Below are 21,485 nucleotides of genomic sequence, written 5' to 3' on the forward strand. Positions count from 1 at the left end.
GGGGATCAGGGTGTGGGGACCGACGCGAAGATCTGGTCGATGATCTCCTCGCTGCGGATGCCCTCGGCGTCGGCCTCGAACGTCAGCAGCACGCGGTGGCGGAGGACCAGGTGCCGCAGCTCCCGGATGTCCTCGGGCAGCACGTGCGAGCGCCCCTTGAGCAGTGCCAGCGCTCGCGAAGCCTGCAGGAACGCGATGCTCGCACGTGGGCTCGCGCCGTACTTGATGAAGCGGGCCCGCTCCTCGCCGATGTACGGCGCCGGGTTCCGGGTGACGTAGGCGATCGACACGATGTAGTTGCGGATCGCGGGGTCGACGTAGATGCGGCTGGCCACATCCTGCAGCAGGTGCACGTCATCGAGGCTGACCGCGCTCGCCACGTGCCGGTCGGGGTCGAGCACTCCCGAGTCGATGCGGCTGAGCACCTCGAGTTCTTCGGCGGGGCTCGGATACTCGACGATCTCCTTGAGCAGGAAGCGGTCCATCTGCGCCTCGGGCAGCTCGTAGGTGCCCTCCTGCTCGATGGGGTTCTGTGTCGCGATCACGAGGAACGGCTTCGGCAGGTGGTGGATCTCCCCGCCGATCGTGGTCTGATGCTCCTGCATCGCCTCGAGCATGGCGCTCTGGGTCTTGGCGCTGGAGCGGTTGATCTCGTCGAGCAGCACGAAGTTCGCGTGCACGGAGCCGAGCACGGTGCGGAAGGAGCCGGTCGCCGCGTCATAGATCTGGTTGCCCGTGATGTCGCTGGGCAGCAGGTCGGGCGTGCACTGGATGCGCTTGAACTGCGCCTTCACCGTGTCGGCGAGGGTGCTGGCGGCGGTGGTCTTCGCCAGCCCCGGCACGCTCTCGAGCAGGATGTGGCCGCCGGCGATGAGCGAGACGAGCAGGCTCGTGCGCAACCGGTCCTGGCCGACCATCTTCGCGGAGTACGAGGTGGAGATGATCCGCAGCACCTCGGAGGCCCTGGCCATCTCGGCGTCGGTCGGAGCGCCGTTCGTCGCGGCGCGCGGGGCAGCCGGCGCTGGGGCGGGCGGAGGCGGCGGTGCCGCGGGCTGCGGGGCTGCGGCGTTCAGATCGTGCATGCTCTCTCCTCCTGGGGAGCACGGTGCTTCTCCCCCCAGGCCAGGGTAGTCGCCGCATCCGGGAGGACACTCCGCCAGAATTGCCGTGAACCTGATCGAAGGAATCGAGCAATACGGATGTGAGCCCCGATAACGAGGTGATTGAGCGCTCGATCCGCGAACCGGCGGTGTTCGAGTCGCTCTACAGTCGTCATGCGACGTCCGTGTACCGCTACGCGGCGCAGCGCCTCGGCGACCATGCCGCCGAGGACGTGATGGCGGAGACGTTCCTGGTGGCCTTCGAGCGACGTTCGGCGTACGACGTCACGGTGCAGAACGCCCGGCCGTGGCTGCTGGGCATCGCGACGCGGCTCATGCGCAAGCACGTGCGCCTGGAGGCCACCGCGTGGAAAGGGGTGTCCGCAGACCTGGCGGCCCAGATCGTCCCGGACTTCATCGAGCAGGCGGGCGCGCGTATCGATGCCCAGCGGCTGGCTCGACGGCTGAAGAAGGCGCTTCGCCGGCTCTCGAAAGCTGACCGCGACACTCTGCTGCTCTACGCCTGGGGCGACCTCGATTACGCATCGATCGCCCTCGCGATGCAGGTACCGATCGGCACGGTGCGCTCACGGCTCAACAGGGCACGGCGGCATCTGCGCCGTGCCGCCGGAATCCCCGCCAACGAACAGGAGAAGGATCATGGACGAGTTGACACTGCTCCGCAGCACACGTGATCTGACCCGCGAGCCGAGCCGCGAGGCGCTGATGCGCGGGCGTGCCGCGCTCATCTCCCAGATCGACGGTGAGCTTCCGGTCGCGCTCTTCGCAGAGGTGGGCGAGCAGACCGCGTTCACTCCTCTGAAGACCCGTCGCCGTCGTCGTACCGTCGCCTGGGCGGGGTTCTCCGTGCTCGGTGCGGCGAGCGTGGTCGTCGCCCTCGTGGCCACCAATGTGCTGGGTGTCGCCGGCTGGAACGGCGGCGCCGAGCCCGCGGCCGCGAGTGCGCTTCGTTCCGCCGCGGCCGCCGCGATCCAGGTCAGCGACCCCGTCGTGGGCCCTGGGCAGTATCTGTTCGTCCGAACCGACGGCGTGTACGCCGGTGTGGGGACCCTCGAAGAGGACGCGGACCGGATCAGAGCAGAGGGCGGTGATGTTCAGCCCTCCGACGAAGTGGCCATCCTGGCCTCCACCCGCGGCGAGCTCTACGTGCCCGCCGATCGCAGCGACGCGTGGGTGTGGATCACGTGCACGTCGCAGCCCTCGCAGACCTTCGGACCGCGATCGGAACGGTACGCGCAGGAATATGCCGACGCCATGAACGCCTACGACCTCGACGTCATCCGCCGATTCCCCGGGGGCATCACGCCGGGTGGCGGCAGCTTCGGAGGCTACGCCGAGGGGACGACGACGAGCATCGACTATGACGCTCTCCCTCGAGAGCCGCGCCCGCTTCTCGACAAGATCTACGAGCTGAACGGAAACTCGGGGCAGTCGCGCGATGGTCAGGCGCTCGAGTGGATCATCAGCACGCTTCAGTGGGGCATCGTGCCGGCCGAGTTCCGCGCGGCCCTCTACAAAGCCGCAGCGGAGATCCCGGGCGTGGAGATCACGGACGATCAGGCCACGCTCGACGGCTCCACGGGCATCGCGATCGGCCGCCTCGAGACGGCCTCCAACACGCGCCAGGAGTTCATCATCGACCCCGAGACGGGGCAGTACATCGGCGAACGACGAGTGACCCTCGACGGGTACGCCGGCATCCCTCCGGGGACGGTCACCGGCTGGACGGCCGTGACCACCAGCGTCGTCGCGTCCGCACCGGCGGATGCCGCGTCGTGCGACGGCTAGGTGTCGTCACTGGCCGAACATCGCCGAGGTGGCCGCGATCCAGCCGAACGTGAGGGCGAGGAGCGTCAGGATGATCCAGATGCTCATGGCGATCGCGTTGAGCGTGATCCCCCACACCGCCTGCGTGCGTGCACGGGGCTCTCCTCGCAGTGACACGATCCCGAGGATGAGCCCGACGGCGGGCGCGAAGAAGGTCCAGCCGGCGAACACGGAGCAGATTCCGAGCACGAGGCTGGCGGTGCCCTTCGCGGTCGACATCGCTGGATCGGACGGCACGGCTGTGGCTGACGCGGAAACGGTGGTTGACATGACATCCACGCTATGGCGGGGGCCTGTCGACGGGCATCCGTCGGAAGTACCCGGCTCGTACTCCCAGCGGATGATTGTGCGACTACTCCGACCGTCGGTCGAGGAACAGCAGTTCGAGCGGTGAGGCGAGCAGCGCATCGACCCCCTTCGCGAACGCCTGGAAGTGCGGTGTGGCGAAGTGGGTGTCGAGCGCGGCCTGGTCGTCGAACGCCTCGCGCATGTAGAACGTCCCGGGCTCGCTACGCGATTCGAACAGCACATAGTCCTGGTTGCCGGGCTCCGCCCTGGTCGGCTCGATCAGCCCCTGCAGGGCCGCGAGCAGTTCGTCTCGGCGGTCGGGAAGCGCGCGCAGGATCGCGAGGCTGTACAGCGGGTCTGACGAGCGTGAGGCCATGGTGGGGTCCTTCTTTCGGGGATGTCGAGTGCGACGGGACCGCCGCGCTCCCATTACTACTCGAAGGGGAGCAGTTACCCGCAAGGAGTGCTGGTAACTTTCGGATACCATGAGGGGATGACCACCCTCAGCACCTGCGCCGCCGGCAGGCCCCACGATGTCTACGACGCTCAGTGCCCGTGCCGCGGGATCCTCGATCTGCTCGCCGACAAGTGGAGCGCACTCATCCTCGGCGCGCTCGAGGACGGACCGATGAGGTTCGGTGAGCTCAAGCGCAAGCTCGAGGGGATCAGCCCGAAGGTCCTGACCTCGTGCCTTCGACGGCTGGAAGACCGCGACCTCGTCGCCCGCGAGATCTTCGCCGAGGTGCCGGCCCGCGTCGAGTACTCCCTGACCGGCCTCGGCGCCGATGCGGCGAAGCCGCTGCAGAGCCTTCGCGACTGGGTCGAGTCGAACATCCAGCGCTTCCCCGACATCTGAGAGCGCGCCACGGTGGTCACCTGAGGGTGACCTGCACCCCTTGCGGGAAACCACGTGCCCGTCGGTACCGTCCTCGCATGACAGATCAGACACAGGCGAACAACGATCCCTACTACGCACTGCCGGAGGTGCCGGGCTTCGAGCTGCGCAGCTCCACCGTCGCCGACAGAACCCCCTTCGCGCCGGCACAGTACTCCGGGGTGTTCGGCGTCCCCGGCGGGCAGGACATCTCTCCCGAACTCACCTGGTCGGGTTTCCCTGATGAGACCCGGAGCTTCATCGTCACGGTCTTCGACCCGGACGCCCCCACCGGATCGGGGTTCTGGCATTGGGCCGTCGGGAACATCCCCGTGAGCACGACCCATCTCGTCGAGAACGCCGGATCCGAGACGCAGGAGCTGCTGCCTGCGGGTGCCGTCGCGTTCCCGAACGATGCCGGGCTCGCACGCTACATCGGTGCCGCGCCGCCCGCCGGATCGGGCGTGCACCGGTACTACATCACCGTGAGTGCGCTGGATGTCGCGCGGCTCGAGCTGGATGCGGATGCATCCCCGGCGTTCCTGGGCTTCAACGCCGGCCCGCACACGATCGCGCGGGCCACGCTCGTCGCCTACGCGGGGGAGTAGACGCCGGGTGCGGAGTGCGGACCCCCGGTCGGGTCCGCACTCCGAGTCCTCGCCTCCGGTCCCGGTCGCCGACCCTGCTAACGTCGAAGAGCAGCCGCTTTCCGGGCAGGTCGAGCATTCCGCTCCCACCGGGACAGAACTGTTCCTCGCTCGGATGCGGCCGTGCCGATACATGACTGAAGAGTATGAGGACAATACGTGACGAGCAGAGAACGAGTAGCGATCATCGGCGCCGGCCCCTCGGGCATGGCGCAATTGCGGGCCTTCGAGTCCGCGGCCCGCGCGGGGGCGGAGATCCCCGAGCTGGTCTGCTTCGAGAAGCAGGCCGACTGGGGCGGACAGTGGAACTTCACCTGGCGCACCGGGCTGGACGAATTCGGTGAGCCGGTGCACTCCAGCATGTACCGCAACCTCTGGTCGAACGGTCCGAAGGAGGCGCTGGAGTTCGCGGACTACAGCTTCGACGAGCACTTCGGGCGTCCCATCTCGTCCTACCCGCCGCGCCCCGTGCTGTGGGACTACATCGCCGGCCGCCTGGAGAAGAGCGATGTGCGGGAGCTGATCCGCTTCCAGACCGTGGTGCGCTGGGTCGAGTTCGACAGCGAGCGCGAGGTCTTCACCCTCACCAGCGAAGACCTGCCGACGGGCCAGTCGACCGTGGAGGAGTTCGACCGCGTCATCATCGCCAGCGGGCACTTCTCGTTCCCGAACGTGCCGGACTTCCCCGGAATCGAGACGTTCCCCGGCTACATCAGCCACGCCCACGACTTCCGGGGCGCCGAGGCCTTCGAAGACAAGGATGTGCTCGTGATCGGCGCGAGCTACTCCGCGGAGGACATCGGCAGCCAGGCGTTCAAGATGGGCGCCCGCTCGGTGACGGCGAGTTTCCGGTCGGCGCCGATGGGGTACGACTGGCCTGACGGCATCGAGGAGCGCCCGGTCGTCGAGCGCTTCGAGGGCAGCACCGCGTTCTTCGCCGACGGCACCTCGAAGCACATCGACGCCGTCATCCTGTGCACCGGGTACCTGCACAAGTACCCGTTCCTCCCCGACGACCTCGCCCTCTCCTCGCCGAACAACGTGTACCCCGACGGTCTGTACCGCGGTGTGGTCTGGCAGGGCAATCCGCGCCTGACCTACCTCGGCGCGCAGGACCAGTGGTTCACGTTCAACATGTTCGACGCGCAGGCCTGGTACGTGCGCGACCTGATCCTCGGTCGCCTCGCTCTGCCCGCCGAGCAGGAGCGCGCGGCATCCATCGCCGAGTGGCGCGCCCGCTTCGGCCGGATCGACTCGGCCGCGGCGGAGATCCGCTTCCAGGCCGACTACATCCGTGACCTGCTCGAGCTCACCGACTATCCGGAGTTCGACATCGACCGGGTCGTCGAGATCTTCCTCGCGTGGAAGCGCGACAAGAAGGACGACATCATGGGCTACCGCGACCGCACCTACGAGTCGGTCATGACCGGGACCATCGCCGTGGTTCACCACACGCCGTGGCTCGAAGAGCTCGACGATTCCCTCGAGCGCTACCTCGACGTCGATCCGGATGCCACCGAGACGGCGCGCATGATCGCGGGTCGGCCGCATGACGACGACCGTGAGGCGCTCGCGACCGCCTGAGCATCGTGTGAATCGACGACGCCCCTCCGCCCGTTCCCGGGTGCGAGGGGCGTCGTCGTGCAGATCAGGAGAGGACGGGGCGCGGCACGGCCCCGCGGCGGCGCCCGATCCAGACGACGAGTGCGGCTACGCCCACGATCGCGATCGCGATGCCGACGATGTACCCCGAGACGCCGAGGTAGCCCCCGGGAACGCTGTAGGGATTCAGGAACGGATACGGGTACCAGTAGGGTTCACCGGTCGCCGGAGCGATGATGAGGTTCGCGCGGAGCAGCGTGTACACCGCCCAGACCAGCGGGAAGATCGCCGTCACCGCGATCGTGCTCCAGCCCAGTGCCCGGCGGCGCGGGGCGAGCAGCACGTCGGCCAGCAGGAACAAGGGGATGACGACGTGCAGCACCTCGTTCGACCAGGGGACGGTGACGCCTTGGGGGAGCTCGACGTTTCGCAGCAGCGTGTTGTAGACGATGCCGGTCACGATCATGTACGTGCTGACGCACACCAGCAGCACCGCGAGCCAGCGCGGTTCGGCGTCGGTGGTGCGGCGGTGGCGCAGTGCCCAGATCGCGGCGACGAGCAGGACGATCGCAGCGAGGATGTTCGACTCGATCGTGAAGAAGCTGAGGAAGTTGGCCGCCACTGTCGGCAGATGCCCGCCCCACTCGGTCGTCGCATCGAGGGCGTTCTGCACCGAGCGGTTCAGCTGCGCGATGACAGCCGCGAGCGCGAGCAGGGCTGCGGCGATGCGCAGATAGGGCCACCAGGTCGTCATTTCGCCTCCGGTCGCAACTGTAGTCACCTCCGGATGCGCGCGAGCGTCAGGCGCGTCTGCGCCACCGCAGGCGCGTGATGAGCACGCCCAGAAGACACAGCGCTCCGCCGAGGAACATCAGCGGTGTCGGCACCTCGCCGAGGATCGCCCAGGACATGAGGATCGCGATCGCCGGCACGACGTAGGTGGTGGCCGACGTCTGCCCTGCGGTGCTGCGCTGCAGCACGTAGGCCCAGGTCGTGAAGGCGATCGCGGTGGGGAAGATGCCGAGGTAGACGACCCACAGCGTGGCATCCAGCGGAGCCGTCTGGAGGGAGCCGATGAGGTTGCCGATCCACGGCAGCAGCGCGATGGTGCCGACGCCCGCGCCGAGCCAGGTCAGGGTGGTCGGGTCGACCCCCGAGGTGAGCAGGCGCTTCTGCACGAGGGTGCACCCGGCGTACATGACCGCGGCGAGGAGGGCAAGCAGCAGGCCCGTGATGTCGGGGCCGGCGCTGGTGGAGGAGTTCATGCCGATCAGCACGACGCCGAGGAACGCGATGGGTGCGCCGATGACGAGCGGCTTCGGGAATCCCTCCCGCAGGAACAGTCCGCTGAAGACGACCACCATGAGGGGCGCGAGGTTCACCACCATCGCGGCCGTGCCGGCGTCGAGTGTGAGCTCGGCGCTGTTGAGCGCGAGGTTGTAGACGCAGAACCAGCCGACGCCCCACACCGCGATGAGGAGCCAGTGGCGACGGGCCGGGATGCGGATGCCGTGCCGCAGCGCGATGAACGTCAACACGACGGTGCCGACCGCCATGCGCAGCAGTGCCAGAGCGCCAGGGTCGTAGTGCGGGCCCGCGCCGCGGATGCCGATGAAGGCCGAAGCCCACAGCACCACGGTGACCAGCGCGGCGGCGAGCACGAGTGCGCCCTGCTTCTTCGGCGCTCCGGTATCGGTGCGGATCCCGGGGTCGCCGGATGCGGCTGCTGACATCCTTCGATCCTGGCAGTGGCGTCCGACATCGGGCGAGCTGCCGCAGCGCCATCCACCGTCGCTTTCCCGCCGACTCCTCCGGTCTGCGCCCGCTGCGCCCACCTCACGGGAGGGCGCTGCGAATCGCTTCGATAGGATGGGACCGCCCGAAGAGGGCCAGCTCATCGGCCGGTGCAAACCCGGCGAAAGCCAGGGGGTTACCCATGCCAGGAATCGTTATCGTCGGCGTGCAGTGGGGCGACGAAGGAAAGGGCAAGGCCACCGATCTTCTCGGTGAGCGCACCGACTGGGTGGTGAAGTTCAACGGCGGCAACAACGCCGGGCACACCGTCGTCGTCGGCGACGAGAAGTACGCGCTGCACCTGCTGCCCTCCGGCATCCTGTCTCCGGGCGTGACGCCCGTGATCGGCAACGGCGTCGTGGTCGACCTCGAGGTGCTCTTCTTCGAGCTGGAGGCGCTCGCCGCCCGCGGCATCGACGTCTCGCGCCTCAAGGTCAGCGCCAACGCGCACATCATCACGCAGTACCACCGCACGCTCGACAAGGTCACCGAGCGCTTCCTCGGCAAGCGCATGATCGGCACGACCGGTCGCGGCATCGGCCCGGCATACGCCGACAAGATCAACCGCGTGGGCATCCGCGTGCAGGACCTGTTCGACGAGAACATCCTGCGCCAGAAGGTCGAGGGTGCTCTCGATCAGAAGAACCACCTGCTGGTGAAGATCTTCAACCGTCGTGCGATCACCGCCGACGAGGTCGTCGAAGACCTGCTCTCGTACGCCGAGCGTCTGCGGCCGATGGTCGCCGACACCGGCTACCTGATCGCGCAGGCTCTGGACCGCGGCGAGGTCGTCGTGTTCGAGGGTGGCCAGGCCACGATGCTCGACATCGACCACGGCACCTACCCGTTCGTCACCTCTTCGTCGGCGACCGCCGGCGGCGCGGCGACGGGCGCGGGAGTGGGCCCCGGTGCGCTCGACCGCATCGTCGGCATCGTCAAGGCGTACACGACCCGCGTCGGCTCCGGTCCGTTCCCGACCGAGCTCTTCGACGAACAGGGCGAGTGGCTGCGCAAGCAGGGCTTCGAGTTCGGCACCACCACCGGTCGTCCGCGCCGTGTGGGCTGGTACGACGCGCCCATCACGCGCTACGCCACGCGTATCAACGGCATCACCGACCTGGTGCTCACCAAGCTCGACATCCTCACGGGCCTCGAGCAGATCCCGGTGTGCGTCGCCTACGACGTCGACGGCGAGCGGTTCGACGAGGTGCCGGTCAACCAGACCGACTTCCACCACGCGAAGCCGATCCTGGAGTACTTCCCTGGTTGGAGCGAAGACATCTCCGTCGCGCGCACCTTCGAGGATCTGCCGCAGAACGCGCAGGACTACGTGCTGGCGCTCGAGAAGATGAGCAACACGCGCATCTCGGTGATCGGCGTCGGGCCCGAGCGCGACCAGGTCGTCGTCCGTCACGACCTGCTCGACTGACCCGCGTCGTGACGCGCTTCTGGCTGGGCGGCTACGGGGCCGCGATGGACGGCTCGGCCGAGGGCATCGGCCTGCTCGCGGGGGATGAAGGGCGCGAGGCCTCCACGCTCGCCTACCGCGGCTCCGTGGTCGAGACGCCCTCACCCTCGTGGCTCGCGCAGCACCCGACCCTCGACGTCGTCTATGCGGCACTCGAAGGCGACTCCGCGGTGCAGGCGTTCTCCCGCGCGGGCGAAGCCGCTCTCACGCCTCTGGGGCCGCCCGCCGCGGTCGGCCAGTACGTCTGTCATGTCGCGGTCGCCCCGAACGGTTCGGCCCTGATCGCCAGCTGTTACGGCGATGGCCGCGTGGTGCGGTTCGATCTGGATGCGGACGGTCGCATCGTCGCCCCGAAGCCGGATGCCGCGGCGGCGCTTCGCGCGGCCCTGTTCGGTGACGCCGACCCCGATGCTCCGGCCGCGACTCCTCCCGGAGACGGCGTCGCGGCGGTCGATCCGTACGGGGTCGGCGGTGACCGCGTCTCGCACGCGCACGCGGCGACGTTCCTCCCCGACGGCCGTGTCGCGACCACCGACCTCGGGTTCGACCTCGTGCGGTTCTGGCGGCAGAGCGGCAGCGGGCTCACCCTCGACCACGAGGTGGTGCTCCCGCTCGGCACCGGTCCGCGGCACATGGTGCTGCACCCCAGCGGGCACCTGCACGTGGTCACCGAGTACTCGTGCGAAGTGTTCACGCTCGCGCCGGCGGCGGATGGCACCTGGAGCGTCGTGTCGGTGACGCTGACGAGCCCGATCGCCGAGGTGGGCACGGACTTCCCCGCCGAGCTCGCACGCACGCGCGACGGACAGTTCCTGTACACGGCCCTGCGCGGCAGCAACACGATCGCGGCGCTGCGGGTACGCGGCGGCGGCGAGTCTCTGGAGTCCGTGGCGCTCGCCGATGCGGGGGTCGACTGGCCGCGGCACCACCTCGTCCACGAGGGCAAGATGCTCGTCGCGGGGCAACGCTCCGACACCATCACGCTGATCGACCTCGATGAGCGCACGGGCGCGCCCCTCGGTATCCGCCACGAGGCGCAGGTTCCGACCCCCACGCACTTCCTTCCGGTGCGCTGACCGCGGCTCGTGCGGCCGGGTCGGCCGTGCCTGCCCGGGACACTTGTCGGGAGTGGGAGCGGATGTCGGGCGACACGCCGCATCCCGCTCCGATATCCGGCCGTTCTCCCGACGCCTGGCGCGGGTACGGGCGCCGGTCGGGCTCACTCGCACGCCGTGAGCAGCAGCGCCGCGTTGTGACCTCCGAATCCGAACGAGGTCGACAGCACTGTGCGGACCGGATGCGGTCGCTCCCGGTCGCGGACGAAGTCCCACCCGTCCGCGCACGGATGCGACAGGTTGATGGTCGGAGGCAGCACCTGATCGCGAAGAGTCATCGCGGCGATGACGGCTTCGGTGACGCCCGCTGCGCCGAGCAGATGCCCGGTGGTCGACTTCGTGGCGGTGAGCGGAACGGATGGCGCCCCCGCTCCCAGCGCCTGTGCGAGCGCGACGAGCTCGGCTTCGTCGCCGAGAACCGTGCCCGTGCCGTGGGTGTTCACATGGTCGATCTGCGCGGCGCGGATGTCGGCGTCGGCGAGGCATGCATCGATCGCCCTGGTCGCCCCGGCGGCGGCCGGGTCCGGTGCCGTGGCGTGATGCGCGTCGCTGGTCGCACCGAATCCGGCGATGGTCGCGAGGGGTCGAGCGCCGCGCTCGTGTGCGAGGTCCGCGGCCTCCAGCAGCACGGCGGACGCGCCCTGTGCCATCACGAAGCCCGTACGTGCGCGGTCGAAAGGGCGCGAGGCCGCCGAGGGGTCGTCGCCGAAGCCCGTGGCGAGCGAGCGGAGGTTGGTGTGCGCCGCCAGGTGCAGCGGGCCGAGGCAATCCTCCATCCCGACGACCAGCACTGCGTCGGCGTAGCCGTGACGGATCCTCCGGAGACCTTCTCCGATCGCGACCGCGCCACTCGCGCAGGCTGCGGCGATCGCGTGGGTCTGGCCGAGGAATCCGTATCGTCTGCTGAGCACTGTCGCGATCGCATCCGCGGTTCCGTAGACGGTGAGCCCTGGCGGTACCCGGCGGGGTCCGCGATCTCGCAGCGCGCCTGCCGCCTGCACCGTCGCATCCACCGGGCCCGACCCTGTCGCGATGATCACCTGCGCGACGTCCGCGATCCCCGATGGCGTGCCCAGGTCCGCATCGGCAAGTGCTTCATCGGTCGCGGCGATCGCCCACTGCTGCATCGGCGTGAGGTGACGCGCGAGAGATGTCGACACGTCGGAGGCGCCGCTGAATCCACGCACCAGTCCGCCGACCTGCACCGGCCCTGACCCGGCGATCTCCCGGGGAATCCGCGTGATGCCGCTGCGTCCCGCGCGCACAGACGTCCACAGTTCCGGTGCCGTGAGGCCGCTGGGGGTGACCGCCCCGACGCCGGTGACGACCACGGAGCGCCCGGCGCTCACGATCGTCCCCGTCCGACAGCCACGAGATCCGCGACCGCGGCGCGGTGGATCTTCCCGCCCGCGGTTCGGGGGAGCTCCGCCACCGTGTGCCAGCGACGGGGCCGGGCGGCCGGAGCGAGACGCTCGCGCGCCCATCGGCGCAGCTCTGCGGCCGGCGGCGCATCACCCTCGGTGACCAGCACGATCCGCAGACCCAGGCGATCATCTCTCTCGGCGATGGCGCACCACGCGCTGAGGCCCGGCATGCCGTCGAAGGCGCGCTCCACCTCGTCGAGCGCGACGGTGTGCCCGCCGGTGGTGACGACGTCGCCTTCCCTGCCGACGAACGTGAAGTCCCGGCCGCGCAGCCGCCCCTGATCGTGCACGCTCGCCCAGCCGTCGCCGTCCGTCAACGGCGCCGAGGCCGTGCCCGCCAGGTAGGCGGCCGAGCATGAGGGGGAGCGCACCCAGAGGCTGCCGAGTGCGCCCGGTGCCAGGTCGCTGCCGTCGTCGCCGCGCACCCGCGCCTCGACCTGCGGGTAGAGCCGGATGCTGTCGTGGCCGGCGCGGTCGTCACCGATGAAGCCGAGTTCGCCGGTGCCGAAGTAGCTGATCGTCCGGGCGTGGGGGAGGGCGTCGGCGACGGCCGTGCGCGCCGATGCCGGGAACCTCGCGCCCCCGGTGACGATCAGATCGATGCCGTCGTACCGCGCCGGGTGGCGCCGCGCCGCGTCGGTGAGAGCCGTCACCGCCGCAGGAACCGCGACCAGGCGTGCGATGTGCTCGTCGTGCACCCGCGAGCTGAGCCAGAGCTCGTCCAGGCGGTCGGCGACGTGCATCCGACCGCCCGTGGCGAGCACCTCGAACAGCGTGTACAGGGTCAGGCTGTACGACATCGGGCCCGGGGCGAAGGTCGCCACCCGGTCTCGCGCGCCCAGGTGGTCGCGGGAGACGTCGATGTTCGCCGCGTATTGCCTGCGCGTCTTGAGGAAGGCCTTCGGCGGGCCCGTCGTCCCCGAAGAGGTGAGCATCAGGAACGGCGCATCGTCGGCCGCTGCGTTTGCGTCTGCGTCTGTGTCTGCATGGGCGGAGGCGGGGGAGGTGGTTCGTGCGAGATCGTCGAGCCCGACGACGAGTCCCGACCAGCCGGCCGAATTCAGAGCGGCCCGGATCGTCGGAACATCCGTGATGACGGCGGCCGCTCCGGTCGCGACGATCAGCTGCATCTGGAGTGCGACGGGCCAGTGCGCGTCGACGACGGTGAGGATGCGCGCGCCCGCCTCCACCGCGACGACGGCGCGCGCGGTGTCGAACGCGGTGGACATGCAGATGGCGACGACCGGCGGCAGCGGTGGGTGAGCTGCTGAAGTCGCCGTCGCGCAGGCGTCCGTGAGGGCGTGCGCCAGGGCCGCGGAGATCCGGCGCGAATCGGTGTGGAGCTCGCCATAGGTCATCTGGGCGTCGCGGCCGACGATCGCCGGCCGGACGGGGTCTTCGGCGGCGATGCGACGCAGCATCGGGGAGAGGGACGTGAGGACTCCTGGGACGGGTTTGCATGGGGACAAGGGCATCCCTATTCTAATGAACACCGTTCAGGTGAACGGTGTTCAGGAGGAAACATGACCACGTCCCGCACCACCGAAACCAGCGCCGCACTCGGCCGCATCGCGGTCTTCGCCGCACTGATCGTCGTGCTCGGCACCGTGATCGTGCCCCTGCCCAGCGGCGTCCCGATCACCGCGCAGACCCTGGGAGTCATGCTCGCCGGTCTCGTGCTGGGACCGCGCCTCGCACCGCTCGCCGTCGTGCTGGTGCTGGCGCTCGCCGCGGTGGGGCTTCCGGTGCTCGCGGGTGGCCGCGGAGGGCTCGGTGTGTTCGTCGGCCCCAGCGCCGGTTACCTCCTCGGCTGGATCACCGGTGTCGTGGTGATCGGCCTCCTCATGCGCACCGGGCGCTTCACGTGGTGGCGTTCCGCTGGCGCCGCGCTCATCGGCGGAGTGTTCGTGGTCTACGCGTTCGGCATCCCCGTGCAGGCCCTCGTGACGGCGGTGCCGCTCGGGCCGACGGCGCTGTCGAGCCTGGCTTTCCTCCCGGGGGATCTGATCAAGGTGACAGCAGCGACGCTGGTCGTGGTCGCGCTCCGTCGCGCCTACCCTCGTGCCTTCGCCGACAACCGGCGGGTGCGGGAGGCCGCGGTGGCGGCGGCGTAGGTATCACGTTCGAGTTCTGACCGCCCGTCCACGGCGACGGCGAAGACCACGAGCACGTACTACGGCGACCTCGAGAACGCGCCGGCGGTGTGTGGTATCCCCTCGGGCACGAAGCAGTACGGCATGGCGAAGTCGACCACGGGGCCGACTCCGGCTTCGGGTGGGGCCATCACGACCGAGTACGCGTATGACGCGTGGGGCCGTGCAGTGGCGACGAAGTCGACCGGTGACACGGACTGGTCGTGCACGGGTTACGACGCCCGCGGCAAGGTCGTGTCGTCGAAGATTGTCGGAGGGTCGGGGGTCGCGACGATCTCCAGCTCGACGACCGAGACGACGCGGGTCACCGGCGGCGGGTACACGTCTGTCACGAGTGGTGTGTCGGTCGCGGGTTCGCCGAACGACTCGACGATCACAACGGTCAGCGACCTGCTCGGGCGCACCGTGAGCTACACGGATGTGTGGGGCACGGTGACCACGCCCACGTACGATCCGGCTTCGGGTCGTGTGACGCAGATCTCGACGGCTCCGGCCGGTGGTGCCGCATCGGTGACGGCGTACACGTACGACGCCGATGGCAAGGTGAAGACGGTCACGGTCGATGGGCAGCAGCTCGCTTCGGTGACGTTTGACGCGTTGCAGCGGTTGACGCAGATCGCGTATCCGGATGGTTCGGCGTTGAACAGCGTCAGCCGTGATGCGGCGGAGCGGGTGATCGGCCAGGAGTGGCTGGTCGGCGGTCAGGTCGTGTCGGATGCTGTGGTGCGGTCGCAGTCGGGCCGTGTGGTGAAGCAGCAGTCGTCGATGGGGTCGACGTCGTATTCGTCGACGTATGGGTATGACACGGCGGGGCGGTTGGTCTCGGCGACCATCCCGGGGCATGAGTTCACGTATGGGTTCGGCTCGTCGGGTGGGTGTGGTCCGAATGCGGCGGCGGGCATGTCCGGGAACCGGACGGGTTCGACGGATGTGTGGACGGCGCCGGGACAAGCGGCCGTCACCACCACGACCACATCCTGTTACGACTGGGCGGACAGGTTGTTGTCGTCGACCGTCACGGGCGCGGTCCCGGGTGCGACGACGGTCGCGGATGGTCTGGCGGCGTCGGAGATCGTGTATGACGTGCGGGGGAACACGGTTCGCCTGGGCGATATGCAGTTCTCGTATGACGCCGCGAACCGGCACATCGGGACGACGTATGACGATGGCACGGCGGTGCGGATCGTGCGGGATGCGACCGGACGCATCGCCACACGCACCATCGACCCGACCGGCGATGCCCCCGCGGCCACCACCAACTATCTGTATGCGGCGGGTGGTGATGCCGCGTGGGGTCAAAAGTCGGGTGCGGAGCTGACCCGGAGTGTCGGGTTGCCGGGTGGGGTGTCGTGGACGAACCAGGCCGGGGTGGTGACGTGGTCGTTCCCCGGTTTGGGTGGACACGGCTTGGTGACCCGCACCGGCACCACGGCGAGTGCGTTGTTGTTGTGGGATCCGTTCGGTCAGCCCGTGGACCCTGTGTCATTCGCGGTCGGGACGGTGGCGTCGGATGACACGGGTCAGGTGGCAGGGAACACGCTGTGGCATCAGGGGGCGTTGAAGCCGGCGGAGTCGGCAGGGTCGGCGTTGGTGGTGGAGATGGGGGTGCGGTTGTATGTCCCCGCCCTCGGGAGGTTCCTGCAGGTCGACCCCATCGAAGGGGGCGGAGCGAACGACTACGCCTGGCCCACCGACCCCATCAACGGACACGACCTCAGCGGGAAGAAGTGGTGGAACCCTTGGGCTGGCGGTTCACAGGGCGGCAACTATGTGACTTCGCGGGGGATGCCTTCGAATATGCGCGGGTACACCACACCGATGGGGATCTACACATGGCGGCGGATGACTCCGGTCGTCGCGCCACGGGCGAACGTGCAAGCCCAGAACCCGATGACTGTCCACCGGTCGGTGACCGTCAGAACAGTGCAGGCGCAAAAGAAGTTCAAGCATGCGAATGACTTTGGAGTTGCTGGGAACTACAGCCCCACCAACGCGCAGAGCTTCGCATCTGCAATCGTCGCGCACGTCCGATCACCGAACACAATTAGCATCACCGGGGAGTACCGCGGTGCTTCCGTGACTCACTACTACAACCCGCAGTCAGGCATCAACGTTATTCTCCAAGGAGATGACTTCCTATCGGGGTGGAAGTTGAGTTCAACGCAAGTCGAGAACTTGCTGACGACTGGGAGGTTGGGTGGTGGGTAACAACGTCACCGTGGTTCTGAGCGAGGAAGAGGCGCTTGTCCTATTCGAGTGGCTCGGAGCAATAAACGAGACAGAAGCGGCTGTCGCTGATCCCGCACAGCGGAGAGTGCTGTGGGACCTGGAAGCCAAACTCGAATCACTTTTGCCGATGGTCTTCGACTCGCACTATGCCGAGCGCGTAGCGGCTGCCAAGAAGGCGGTGAGTAGCGGTCAATGAGCGAGGAGCCGCTTGTTTCTGGGCGACGTGGCAGCGACTCCTCCTTAGCCTGGTGCAGATATGCCGGTGGGAATTCGCTTGCCTGATATTCAGGCAGGAACGGTCCTGCCCAACCTTATTGTCGGTCTATTCGCCGTGGCTCTCGGGATACTCATCATCCGCTATCGCCGCCCGCTCAATGAGGCCGTCTTCAAAACGCAGAGATCGATGTTCGGTGAGCGAATCGCTCAGGCATCCGCAGGCCGCCAGAAGCCGTTCATGATGGGCGTCGTCGGCGTATTCGGCGTGCTCATCGGGCTGCTCATGCTGACCGGCGCGACGATAGGAATAGTTCAGCACTTCACCTAGATCCGCGTCTCCACACCTCCCCCGCGCCACGCCGCAGGGAACAACTCACCCGTGACTCGACGTTGCTCATGAGCGAGACTGGGCCACGTAACCGGCTCATGGAGAGGTGCGACGCATGAACGCTGCGGAGAAGACCGACGAGTACGACCTGATCGTCTTGGGCGGTGGTCCGGTGGGCGAGAACGTCGCCGATCGGGCTGTGCAGGGCGGGCTCACCGCGATCATCGTGGAGAGCGAGCTCGTCGGAGGTGAGTGCTCGTACTGGGCGTGCATGCCGTCGAAGGCGCTGCTGCGTTCGGCGCAGGCGCTCCGTGCCGCTCAGCACGTGGGCGGGTCTTCGCAGGCGGTGACCGGAAAGCTCGACGTGCGCGCCGTGTTCGACCGTCGCGACTCGTTCACCAGCAACTGGTCCGACGACGGTCAGGTCAAGTGGCTCGACTCCGCAGGCATAGACCTGGCCCGCGGCCACGGACGCATCACGGGCGAGCGCGAGGTGACCGTGACGGATGCCGACGGCGCGGAGCGCGTGCTCAAAGCCCGGCATGCCGTCGCTATCAGCACCGGATCGGATGCCGTCATCCCACCCATCGAAGGCCTGCGCGAGGCCACCCCGTGGACGAGCCGCGAAGCGACCAGCGCCGAGGAGCTTCCGGAGAGCCTGGCCGTCATCGGCGGAGGCGTCGTGGCCGTCGAGATGGCGACCGCCTACGCTGCACTGGGCTCGAAGGTCACCGTGATCGCCCGCAGCGGTCTGCTCGGCGGCATGGAGCCCTTCGCGGGCGAGCGCGTCACCGCAGGCCTCAAGGAACTCGGCGTCGACGTGCGCACCGGCACGGGAACGACATCCGTGCACCGCGGCGCGAACGGCGTGACCATCACCCTCGACGGTGGCGACGAGATCACCGCCACCGAGGTGCTGGCCGCGACCGGTCGTTCGCCGCGCAGCGGTGACATCGGCCTCGACGTGGTGGGGCTGGAACCCGGCCGCTGGATCGAGACGGATGACACGCTCCGCGTTCCCGGATCGGACTGGCTGTACGCGGTCGGCGACGTCAACGGGCGCGTGCTCCTCACCCATCAGGGCAAGTACCAGGCCCGCGCCGCGGGCGACGTGATCGTGGCCCGCGCCCAGGGTAAAGGCGTGGACGACGCCCCGTGGGGCCGTCACGTCGCCACCGCCGACCAGGCCGCCGTGCCGCAGGTCACGTTCTCGATTCCCGAGGTCGGCTCCGTCGGTCTCACCGAGGCCCAGGCGGTCAAGGCCGGCATCGCGGTGAAGGCCGTCGACTACGACCTGGGCTGGGTCGCCGGTGCGAGCCTCTACGAAGACGGCTTCGAGGGCCAGGCACGGCTCGTGGTCGACACCGACCGCGACGTCGTGGTCGGTGCGACGTTCGTCGGTCCCGAGGTGGCGGAGCTCGTGCATGCGGCCACCGTGGCGATCGTCGGCGAGGTCCCGATCGCCCGCCTCTGGCACGCGGTGCCGTCGTACCCCACGATCAGCGAGATCTGGCTGCGGCTGCTCGAGGGATACGGCCGCGACTCCGCCTGATCCGTGGAGGGAGTCGATCCCGACATCGGGAGCAATCCGTTCGCGTGATCGTGCCGAACAGGAACGGGATTGTTTCTCATATTGACGGCCGCGACGCAACCCTCATCCCCGATGTCGCAGCCGTCTTATACGCTCGAACTCACATCCGAGGAGGCAGGACCATGAAGGCTGTACTCGCAGGAACCGTCATCGCCGAGGCCGACGAGAGCGATCTCGCCCGCATCGAAGGGAACTGGTACTTCCCGCCCGCATCCATCACACCCGGGGCGCTCGTCGAGAGTCCCACGCCGTACACCTGTCCGTGGAAGGGCGCGGCGCAGTACTTCTCGGTGCAGACCGACGGAGAGCTCTACACCGACTACGCCTGGTCGTACCCGAACCCCTACCCCTCTGCGTTCGATCGCGTGGGCAAGGACTTCTCCGGGTACGTCGCGTTCGATCCCCGCGTCGAGGTCGGCCCGTAGCCATCTGAAGAGCCAAGACTCGTCCCCTCGCACATCGATCGACCGACTGGAGACCAGCCCATGATCGAGTTCCGCAACGTCACCAAACGGTTCCCCGGTGGTGCCCTCGCCGTCGACGACTTCAGTCTCGTGCTGCCGTCGCGCAAGACCACCGTGTTCGTCGGTTCGTCCGGCTGCGGCAAGACCACCCTGCTCCGCATGATCAACCGCATGGTCGAGCCCACCTCCGGCGATGTCGAGATCGACGGCGAGAACGTGCTCCAGGGCGACCCCGTGGCTCTGCGCCGCCGCATCGGCTACGTCATGCAGAACTCCGGCCTCATGCCGCACTTCACGGTGATCGACAACGTGGCCACGGTGCTGCGGCTGACCGGCGTGAAGAAGACGGCTGCCCACAAGCGGGCGCGTGAGCTGCTCGACACGGTGGGCCTCGACCAGGCGCTCGCCGACCGCTACCCCAGTCAGCTCTCCGGTGGGCAGCAGCAGCGCGTCGGTGTCGCCCGCGGACTCGCCGCCGACCCGAACATCCTGCTCATGGACGAGCCGTTCGGCGCGGTCGACCCCATCGTGCGGGCCGACCTGCAGCAGGAGACCCTGCGGCTGCAGCGCGAACTCGACAAGACCGTCGTGTTCGTCACCCACGACATCGACGAGGCGTTCCTGCTCGGCGACCAGGTCGTCATCCTCGACAAGGGCGCGCGCATCGTGCAGGTGGGCAGCCCGAGCGAGATCATCGAGAATCCGGCAGACGATTTCGTCGCAGCCTTCATCGGCGCCGATCGAGGTCGCCGCGCCCTGCACCTCAAGCAGACACCGCGCGGCACCGTGGTGGTCGACGCCGACGGCCGCACCCAGGGCTCGATCGTCGATGTGCCGGATGCCGTGACCGACGCTCTCCTGAGCGAGGAGAGCGTCACGAAGGGCGCTCCGTGAACTGGATCGTCGACAACCTCGGCCTCATCCTCGAGCTGACCGGGATCCACCTTCAGCAGAGTGCGATCGCGATCGTGCTCGGCTTCGTGCTGTCGGTGCCGCTGGGCTGGGTCGCCTGGCGCTATCAGCTGGTGAAGGGGCCGGTCATCGTCCTCACCGGGCTGCTCTACACGATCCCCTCGCTGGCGCTGTTGATTCTTCTCCCCTCCGTCGCCGGGTATCCGGCCCGCAGCCCGGTCAACCTCATCATCGGCCTCACCATCTACGCGGTCGCGATCCTCGTGCGCGCCGTGTCCGACGGCCTCGACTCGGTCGATCCCGCCATCCGGCAATCGGCCACCGCGATGGGCTACGGCGGCTTCCGCCGGTTCTGGACCGTCGACTTCCCGCTCGCAGGTCCCGTCGTGCTCGCCGGTCTCCGCGTCGCGGCCGTCAGCACGATCTCCCTCGCCACGGTCGGCATCCTCGTCGGTGTGACCAACCTCGGCTATCTGTTCACCAACGGACTGCAGCGGCGCATCCTCGCCGAGGTCTTCGCCGGAGTGATCGCCGTCGTCGTGATCGCTCTCGTGATCGACCTGCTGCTCCTGCTTCTCGGGCGGGCACTGATGCCGTGGACGCGCGCCGCGAAGACGCCGTCCGCCGCGCGACAGACCGCCACCCTGAGGGCCGCCGCATGAACGTGTTCACCGAGGCCTTCGCCTGGCTCTTCTCCCCCGACCGGTGGGAGGGGTCGTACTCGCTGCCCATCCTGTTCGGCCAGCACATGTACTACACGCTGATCTCGGTGCTGATCGCCGGGGTCATCGCGATTCCTCTGGGCTGGCTCATCGGCCACACCGGCAAGGGGCGCGAGATCGCGGTCGCCGTCTCCGGGGCAGCGCGCGCCATCCCGTCGTTCGGTCTCATGGTGCTGCTCGTGCTGATCCTGGGCGTCCTGCGCATTCCCGAGGCCGCCGTCATCACGTTCGTGCTCCTCGCGATCCCCTCCCTCCTCGCCGGCGCCTACACCGGGCTCGAGGCCATCGACCGTCGAGTGCTCGACTCCGCGCGTTCGATGGGCATGACCGAGTGGCAGGTGTTCTGGAAGGTCGAGGTTCCCCTCGGACTGCCCCTGCTCGTCGGCGGCATCCGGGCGGCTCTCCTGCAGGTGATCGCCACGGTCACGATCGCGGCCTATGTGAATCTCGGCGGGCTCGGATGGCCGATCATCCAGGGCATCCCGCTGCGAAAGTTCGATCAGGTGCTCGGTGGGGCGATCCTCGTCGCCGTCCTCGCGCTCGCTGTCGACCTGATCTTCGCCCTCCTCCAGCACGCCGCCGTCCCCGCCGGGGTGCGCGCGCCGACCACCACACGCCGGTCGCGAGCCGCAGCCTCGTCTCCGTCGCCCGCCACAGCCTGACCTCCACAGCCCCGACAGAGTTCCACAGCACCATCCCTGTTGTCCCAG

General features: G+C 68.4%; 23 protein-coding genes. 16 read left to right on the forward strand and 7 right to left on the reverse strand.

Features of this window, described 5'->3' with window-relative positions; genetic code table 11:
- Window positions 1-5 precede the first annotated feature (5 nt).
- Window positions 6-971: a MoxR family ATPase gene (locus D514_RS29705; RefSeq protein ID WP_144053034.1), complete on the reverse strand. Its 966-nt coding sequence runs from the start codon at window positions 969-971 to the stop codon at window positions 6-8.
- A 248-nt stretch (window positions 972-1,219) separates the two neighbouring features.
- On the opposite strand from D514_RS29705, the gene D514_RS29710 reads away from it, so the two are divergent.
- The gene (locus D514_RS29710) at window positions 1,220-1,795 is read left to right on the forward strand and encodes an RNA polymerase sigma factor (protein WP_017829999.1); all 576 of its coding nucleotides are present in this window, start codon (window positions 1,220-1,222) and stop codon (window positions 1,793-1,795) included.
- The gene (locus D514_RS38125) at window positions 1,761-2,909 is read left to right on the forward strand and encodes a CU044_5270 family protein (RefSeq protein WP_017830000.1); all 1,149 of its coding nucleotides are present in this window, start codon (window positions 1,761-1,763) and stop codon (window positions 2,907-2,909) included. The genes D514_RS29710 and D514_RS38125 overlap by 35 nt, the downstream gene beginning before the upstream one ends.
- A gap of 6 nt (window positions 2,910-2,915) precedes the next feature.
- On the opposite strand, the gene D514_RS29720 is transcribed toward D514_RS38125, so the two are convergent.
- Both D514_RS29720 and D514_RS29725 read right to left on the reverse strand, forming a co-directional pair.
- The gene (locus D514_RS29720) at window positions 2,916-3,218 is read right to left on the reverse strand and encodes a hypothetical protein (RefSeq protein WP_236610938.1); all 303 of its coding nucleotides are present in this window, start codon (window positions 3,216-3,218) and stop codon (window positions 2,916-2,918) included.
- 82 nt (window positions 3,219-3,300) lie between these two features.
- Window positions 3,301-3,612, reverse strand: coding sequence for a putative quinol monooxygenase (locus tag D514_RS29725; RefSeq protein ID WP_017830002.1), 312 nt, complete (start codon window positions 3,610-3,612; stop codon window positions 3,301-3,303).
- Between the two features lie 117 nt (window positions 3,613-3,729).
- On the opposite strand from D514_RS29725, the gene D514_RS29730 reads away from it, so the two are divergent.
- From D514_RS29730 to D514_RS29740, 3 genes are all read left to right on the forward strand, one after another.
- Complete coding sequence (locus D514_RS29730; protein ID WP_017830003.1) at window positions 3,730-4,092, forward strand: helix-turn-helix domain-containing protein; 363 nt, start codon at window positions 3,730-3,732, stop codon at window positions 4,090-4,092.
- Window positions 4,093-4,169: 77 nt separating this feature from the next.
- Window positions 4,170-4,718 (forward strand): YbhB/YbcL family Raf kinase inhibitor-like protein, encoded by a 549-nt coding sequence (locus tag D514_RS29735; protein WP_017830004.1) that lies wholly within the window; start codon window positions 4,170-4,172, stop codon window positions 4,716-4,718.
- A 198-nt stretch (window positions 4,719-4,916) separates the two neighbouring features.
- Window positions 4,917-6,341: an NAD(P)-binding domain-containing protein gene (locus tag D514_RS29740; RefSeq protein ID WP_036322945.1), complete on the forward strand. Its 1,425-nt coding sequence runs from the start codon at window positions 4,917-4,919 to the stop codon at window positions 6,339-6,341.
- A 64-nt stretch (window positions 6,342-6,405) separates the two neighbouring features.
- Here the strand turns inward: D514_RS29740 and D514_RS29745 are convergent, their stop codons facing one another.
- Both D514_RS29745 and D514_RS29750 read right to left on the reverse strand, forming a co-directional pair.
- Window positions 6,406-7,113: a Pr6Pr family membrane protein gene (locus D514_RS29745; protein ID WP_017830006.1), complete on the reverse strand. Its 708-nt coding sequence runs from the start codon at window positions 7,111-7,113 to the stop codon at window positions 6,406-6,408.
- Window positions 7,114-7,159: 46 nt separating this feature from the next.
- Entirely contained in the window at window positions 7,160-8,092 is a 933-nt protein-coding gene (locus D514_RS29750) for a DMT family transporter (RefSeq protein WP_017830007.1), read from the reverse strand.
- Window positions 8,093-8,295: 203 nt separating this feature from the next.
- Between D514_RS29750 and D514_RS29755 the strand changes: the two genes are divergently transcribed.
- Together D514_RS29755 and D514_RS29760 are read left to right on the forward strand one after the other, a co-directional pair.
- Complete coding sequence (locus D514_RS29755; protein ID WP_031205880.1) at window positions 8,296-9,582, forward strand: adenylosuccinate synthase; 1,287 nt, start codon at window positions 8,296-8,298, stop codon at window positions 9,580-9,582.
- An 8-nt stretch (window positions 9,583-9,590) separates the two neighbouring features.
- Window positions 9,591-10,697, forward strand: coding sequence for a beta-propeller fold lactonase family protein (locus tag D514_RS29760; RefSeq protein WP_017830009.1), 1,107 nt, complete (start codon window positions 9,591-9,593; stop codon window positions 10,695-10,697).
- 143 nt (window positions 10,698-10,840) lie between these two features.
- Here D514_RS29760 and D514_RS29765 read toward each other — a convergent pair whose 3' ends face one another.
- Window positions 10,841-12,085, reverse strand: a complete 1,245-nt coding sequence (locus D514_RS29765) for a beta-ketoacyl synthase (RefSeq protein ID WP_017830010.1) — start codon at window positions 12,083-12,085, stop codon at window positions 10,841-10,843.
- A complete protein-coding gene (locus D514_RS29770; protein WP_017830011.1) occupies window positions 12,082-13,581 on the reverse strand; it encodes a class I adenylate-forming enzyme family protein in 1,500 nt (499 codons plus the stop codon). The genes D514_RS29765 and D514_RS29770 overlap by 4 nt, the downstream gene beginning before the upstream one ends.
- 102 nt (window positions 13,582-13,683) lie before the next feature.
- Here D514_RS29770 and D514_RS29775 point away from each other — a divergent pair, with 102 nt between their 5' ends.
- From D514_RS29775 to D514_RS29815, 9 genes are all read left to right on the forward strand, one after another.
- Entirely contained in the window at window positions 13,684-14,274 is a 591-nt protein-coding gene (locus D514_RS29775) for a biotin transporter BioY (protein ID WP_017830012.1), read from the forward strand.
- Window positions 14,275-14,397: 123 nt separating this feature from the next.
- On the forward strand, window positions 14,398-16,521 hold the full coding sequence (locus D514_RS29780) for a colicin D domain-containing protein (protein WP_017830013.1): 2,124 nt from the start codon (window positions 14,398-14,400) through the stop codon (window positions 16,519-16,521).
- Window positions 16,514-16,738 carry a hypothetical protein gene (locus D514_RS29785; RefSeq protein ID WP_144052991.1) on the forward strand — a complete coding sequence of 75 codons (225 nt, stop codon included), beginning with the start codon at window positions 16,514-16,516 and terminating at the stop codon, window positions 16,736-16,738. Before D514_RS29780 ends, D514_RS29785 begins: the two co-directional genes overlap by 8 nt.
- Before the next feature lie 60 nt (window positions 16,739-16,798).
- Window positions 16,799-17,086 carry a hypothetical protein gene (locus D514_RS29790; protein ID WP_017830015.1) on the forward strand — a complete coding sequence of 96 codons (288 nt, stop codon included), beginning with the start codon at window positions 16,799-16,801 and terminating at the stop codon, window positions 17,084-17,086.
- Between the two features lie 115 nt (window positions 17,087-17,201).
- A complete protein-coding gene (locus tag D514_RS29795; protein WP_017830016.1) occupies window positions 17,202-18,638 on the forward strand; it encodes an NAD(P)/FAD-dependent oxidoreductase in 1,437 nt (478 codons plus the stop codon).
- A 161-nt stretch (window positions 18,639-18,799) separates the two neighbouring features.
- Entirely contained in the window at window positions 18,800-19,102 is a 303-nt protein-coding gene (locus D514_RS29800) for a DUF427 domain-containing protein (protein WP_017830017.1), read from the forward strand.
- 60 nt (window positions 19,103-19,162) lie between these two features.
- Complete coding sequence (locus tag D514_RS29805) at window positions 19,163-20,035, forward strand: ABC transporter ATP-binding protein (RefSeq protein ID WP_017830018.1); 873 nt, start codon at window positions 19,163-19,165, stop codon at window positions 20,033-20,035.
- Window positions 20,032-20,715, forward strand: a complete 684-nt coding sequence (locus tag D514_RS29810) for an ABC transporter permease (RefSeq protein WP_017830019.1) — start codon at window positions 20,032-20,034, stop codon at window positions 20,713-20,715. Before D514_RS29805 ends, D514_RS29810 begins: the two co-directional genes overlap by 4 nt.
- The gene (locus D514_RS29815; RefSeq protein WP_031205882.1) at window positions 20,712-21,437 is read left to right on the forward strand and encodes an ABC transporter permease; all 726 of its coding nucleotides are present in this window, start codon (window positions 20,712-20,714) and stop codon (window positions 21,435-21,437) included. Before D514_RS29810 ends, D514_RS29815 begins: the two co-directional genes overlap by 4 nt.
- Window positions 21,438-21,485: the final 48 nt, after the last annotated feature.

The sequence above is a fragment of the Microbacterium sp. UCD-TDU genome (assembly GCF_000340625.1).
GTDB classification, from domain to species: Bacteria; Actinomycetota; Actinomycetes; order Actinomycetales; family Microbacteriaceae; genus Microbacterium; species Microbacterium maritypicum.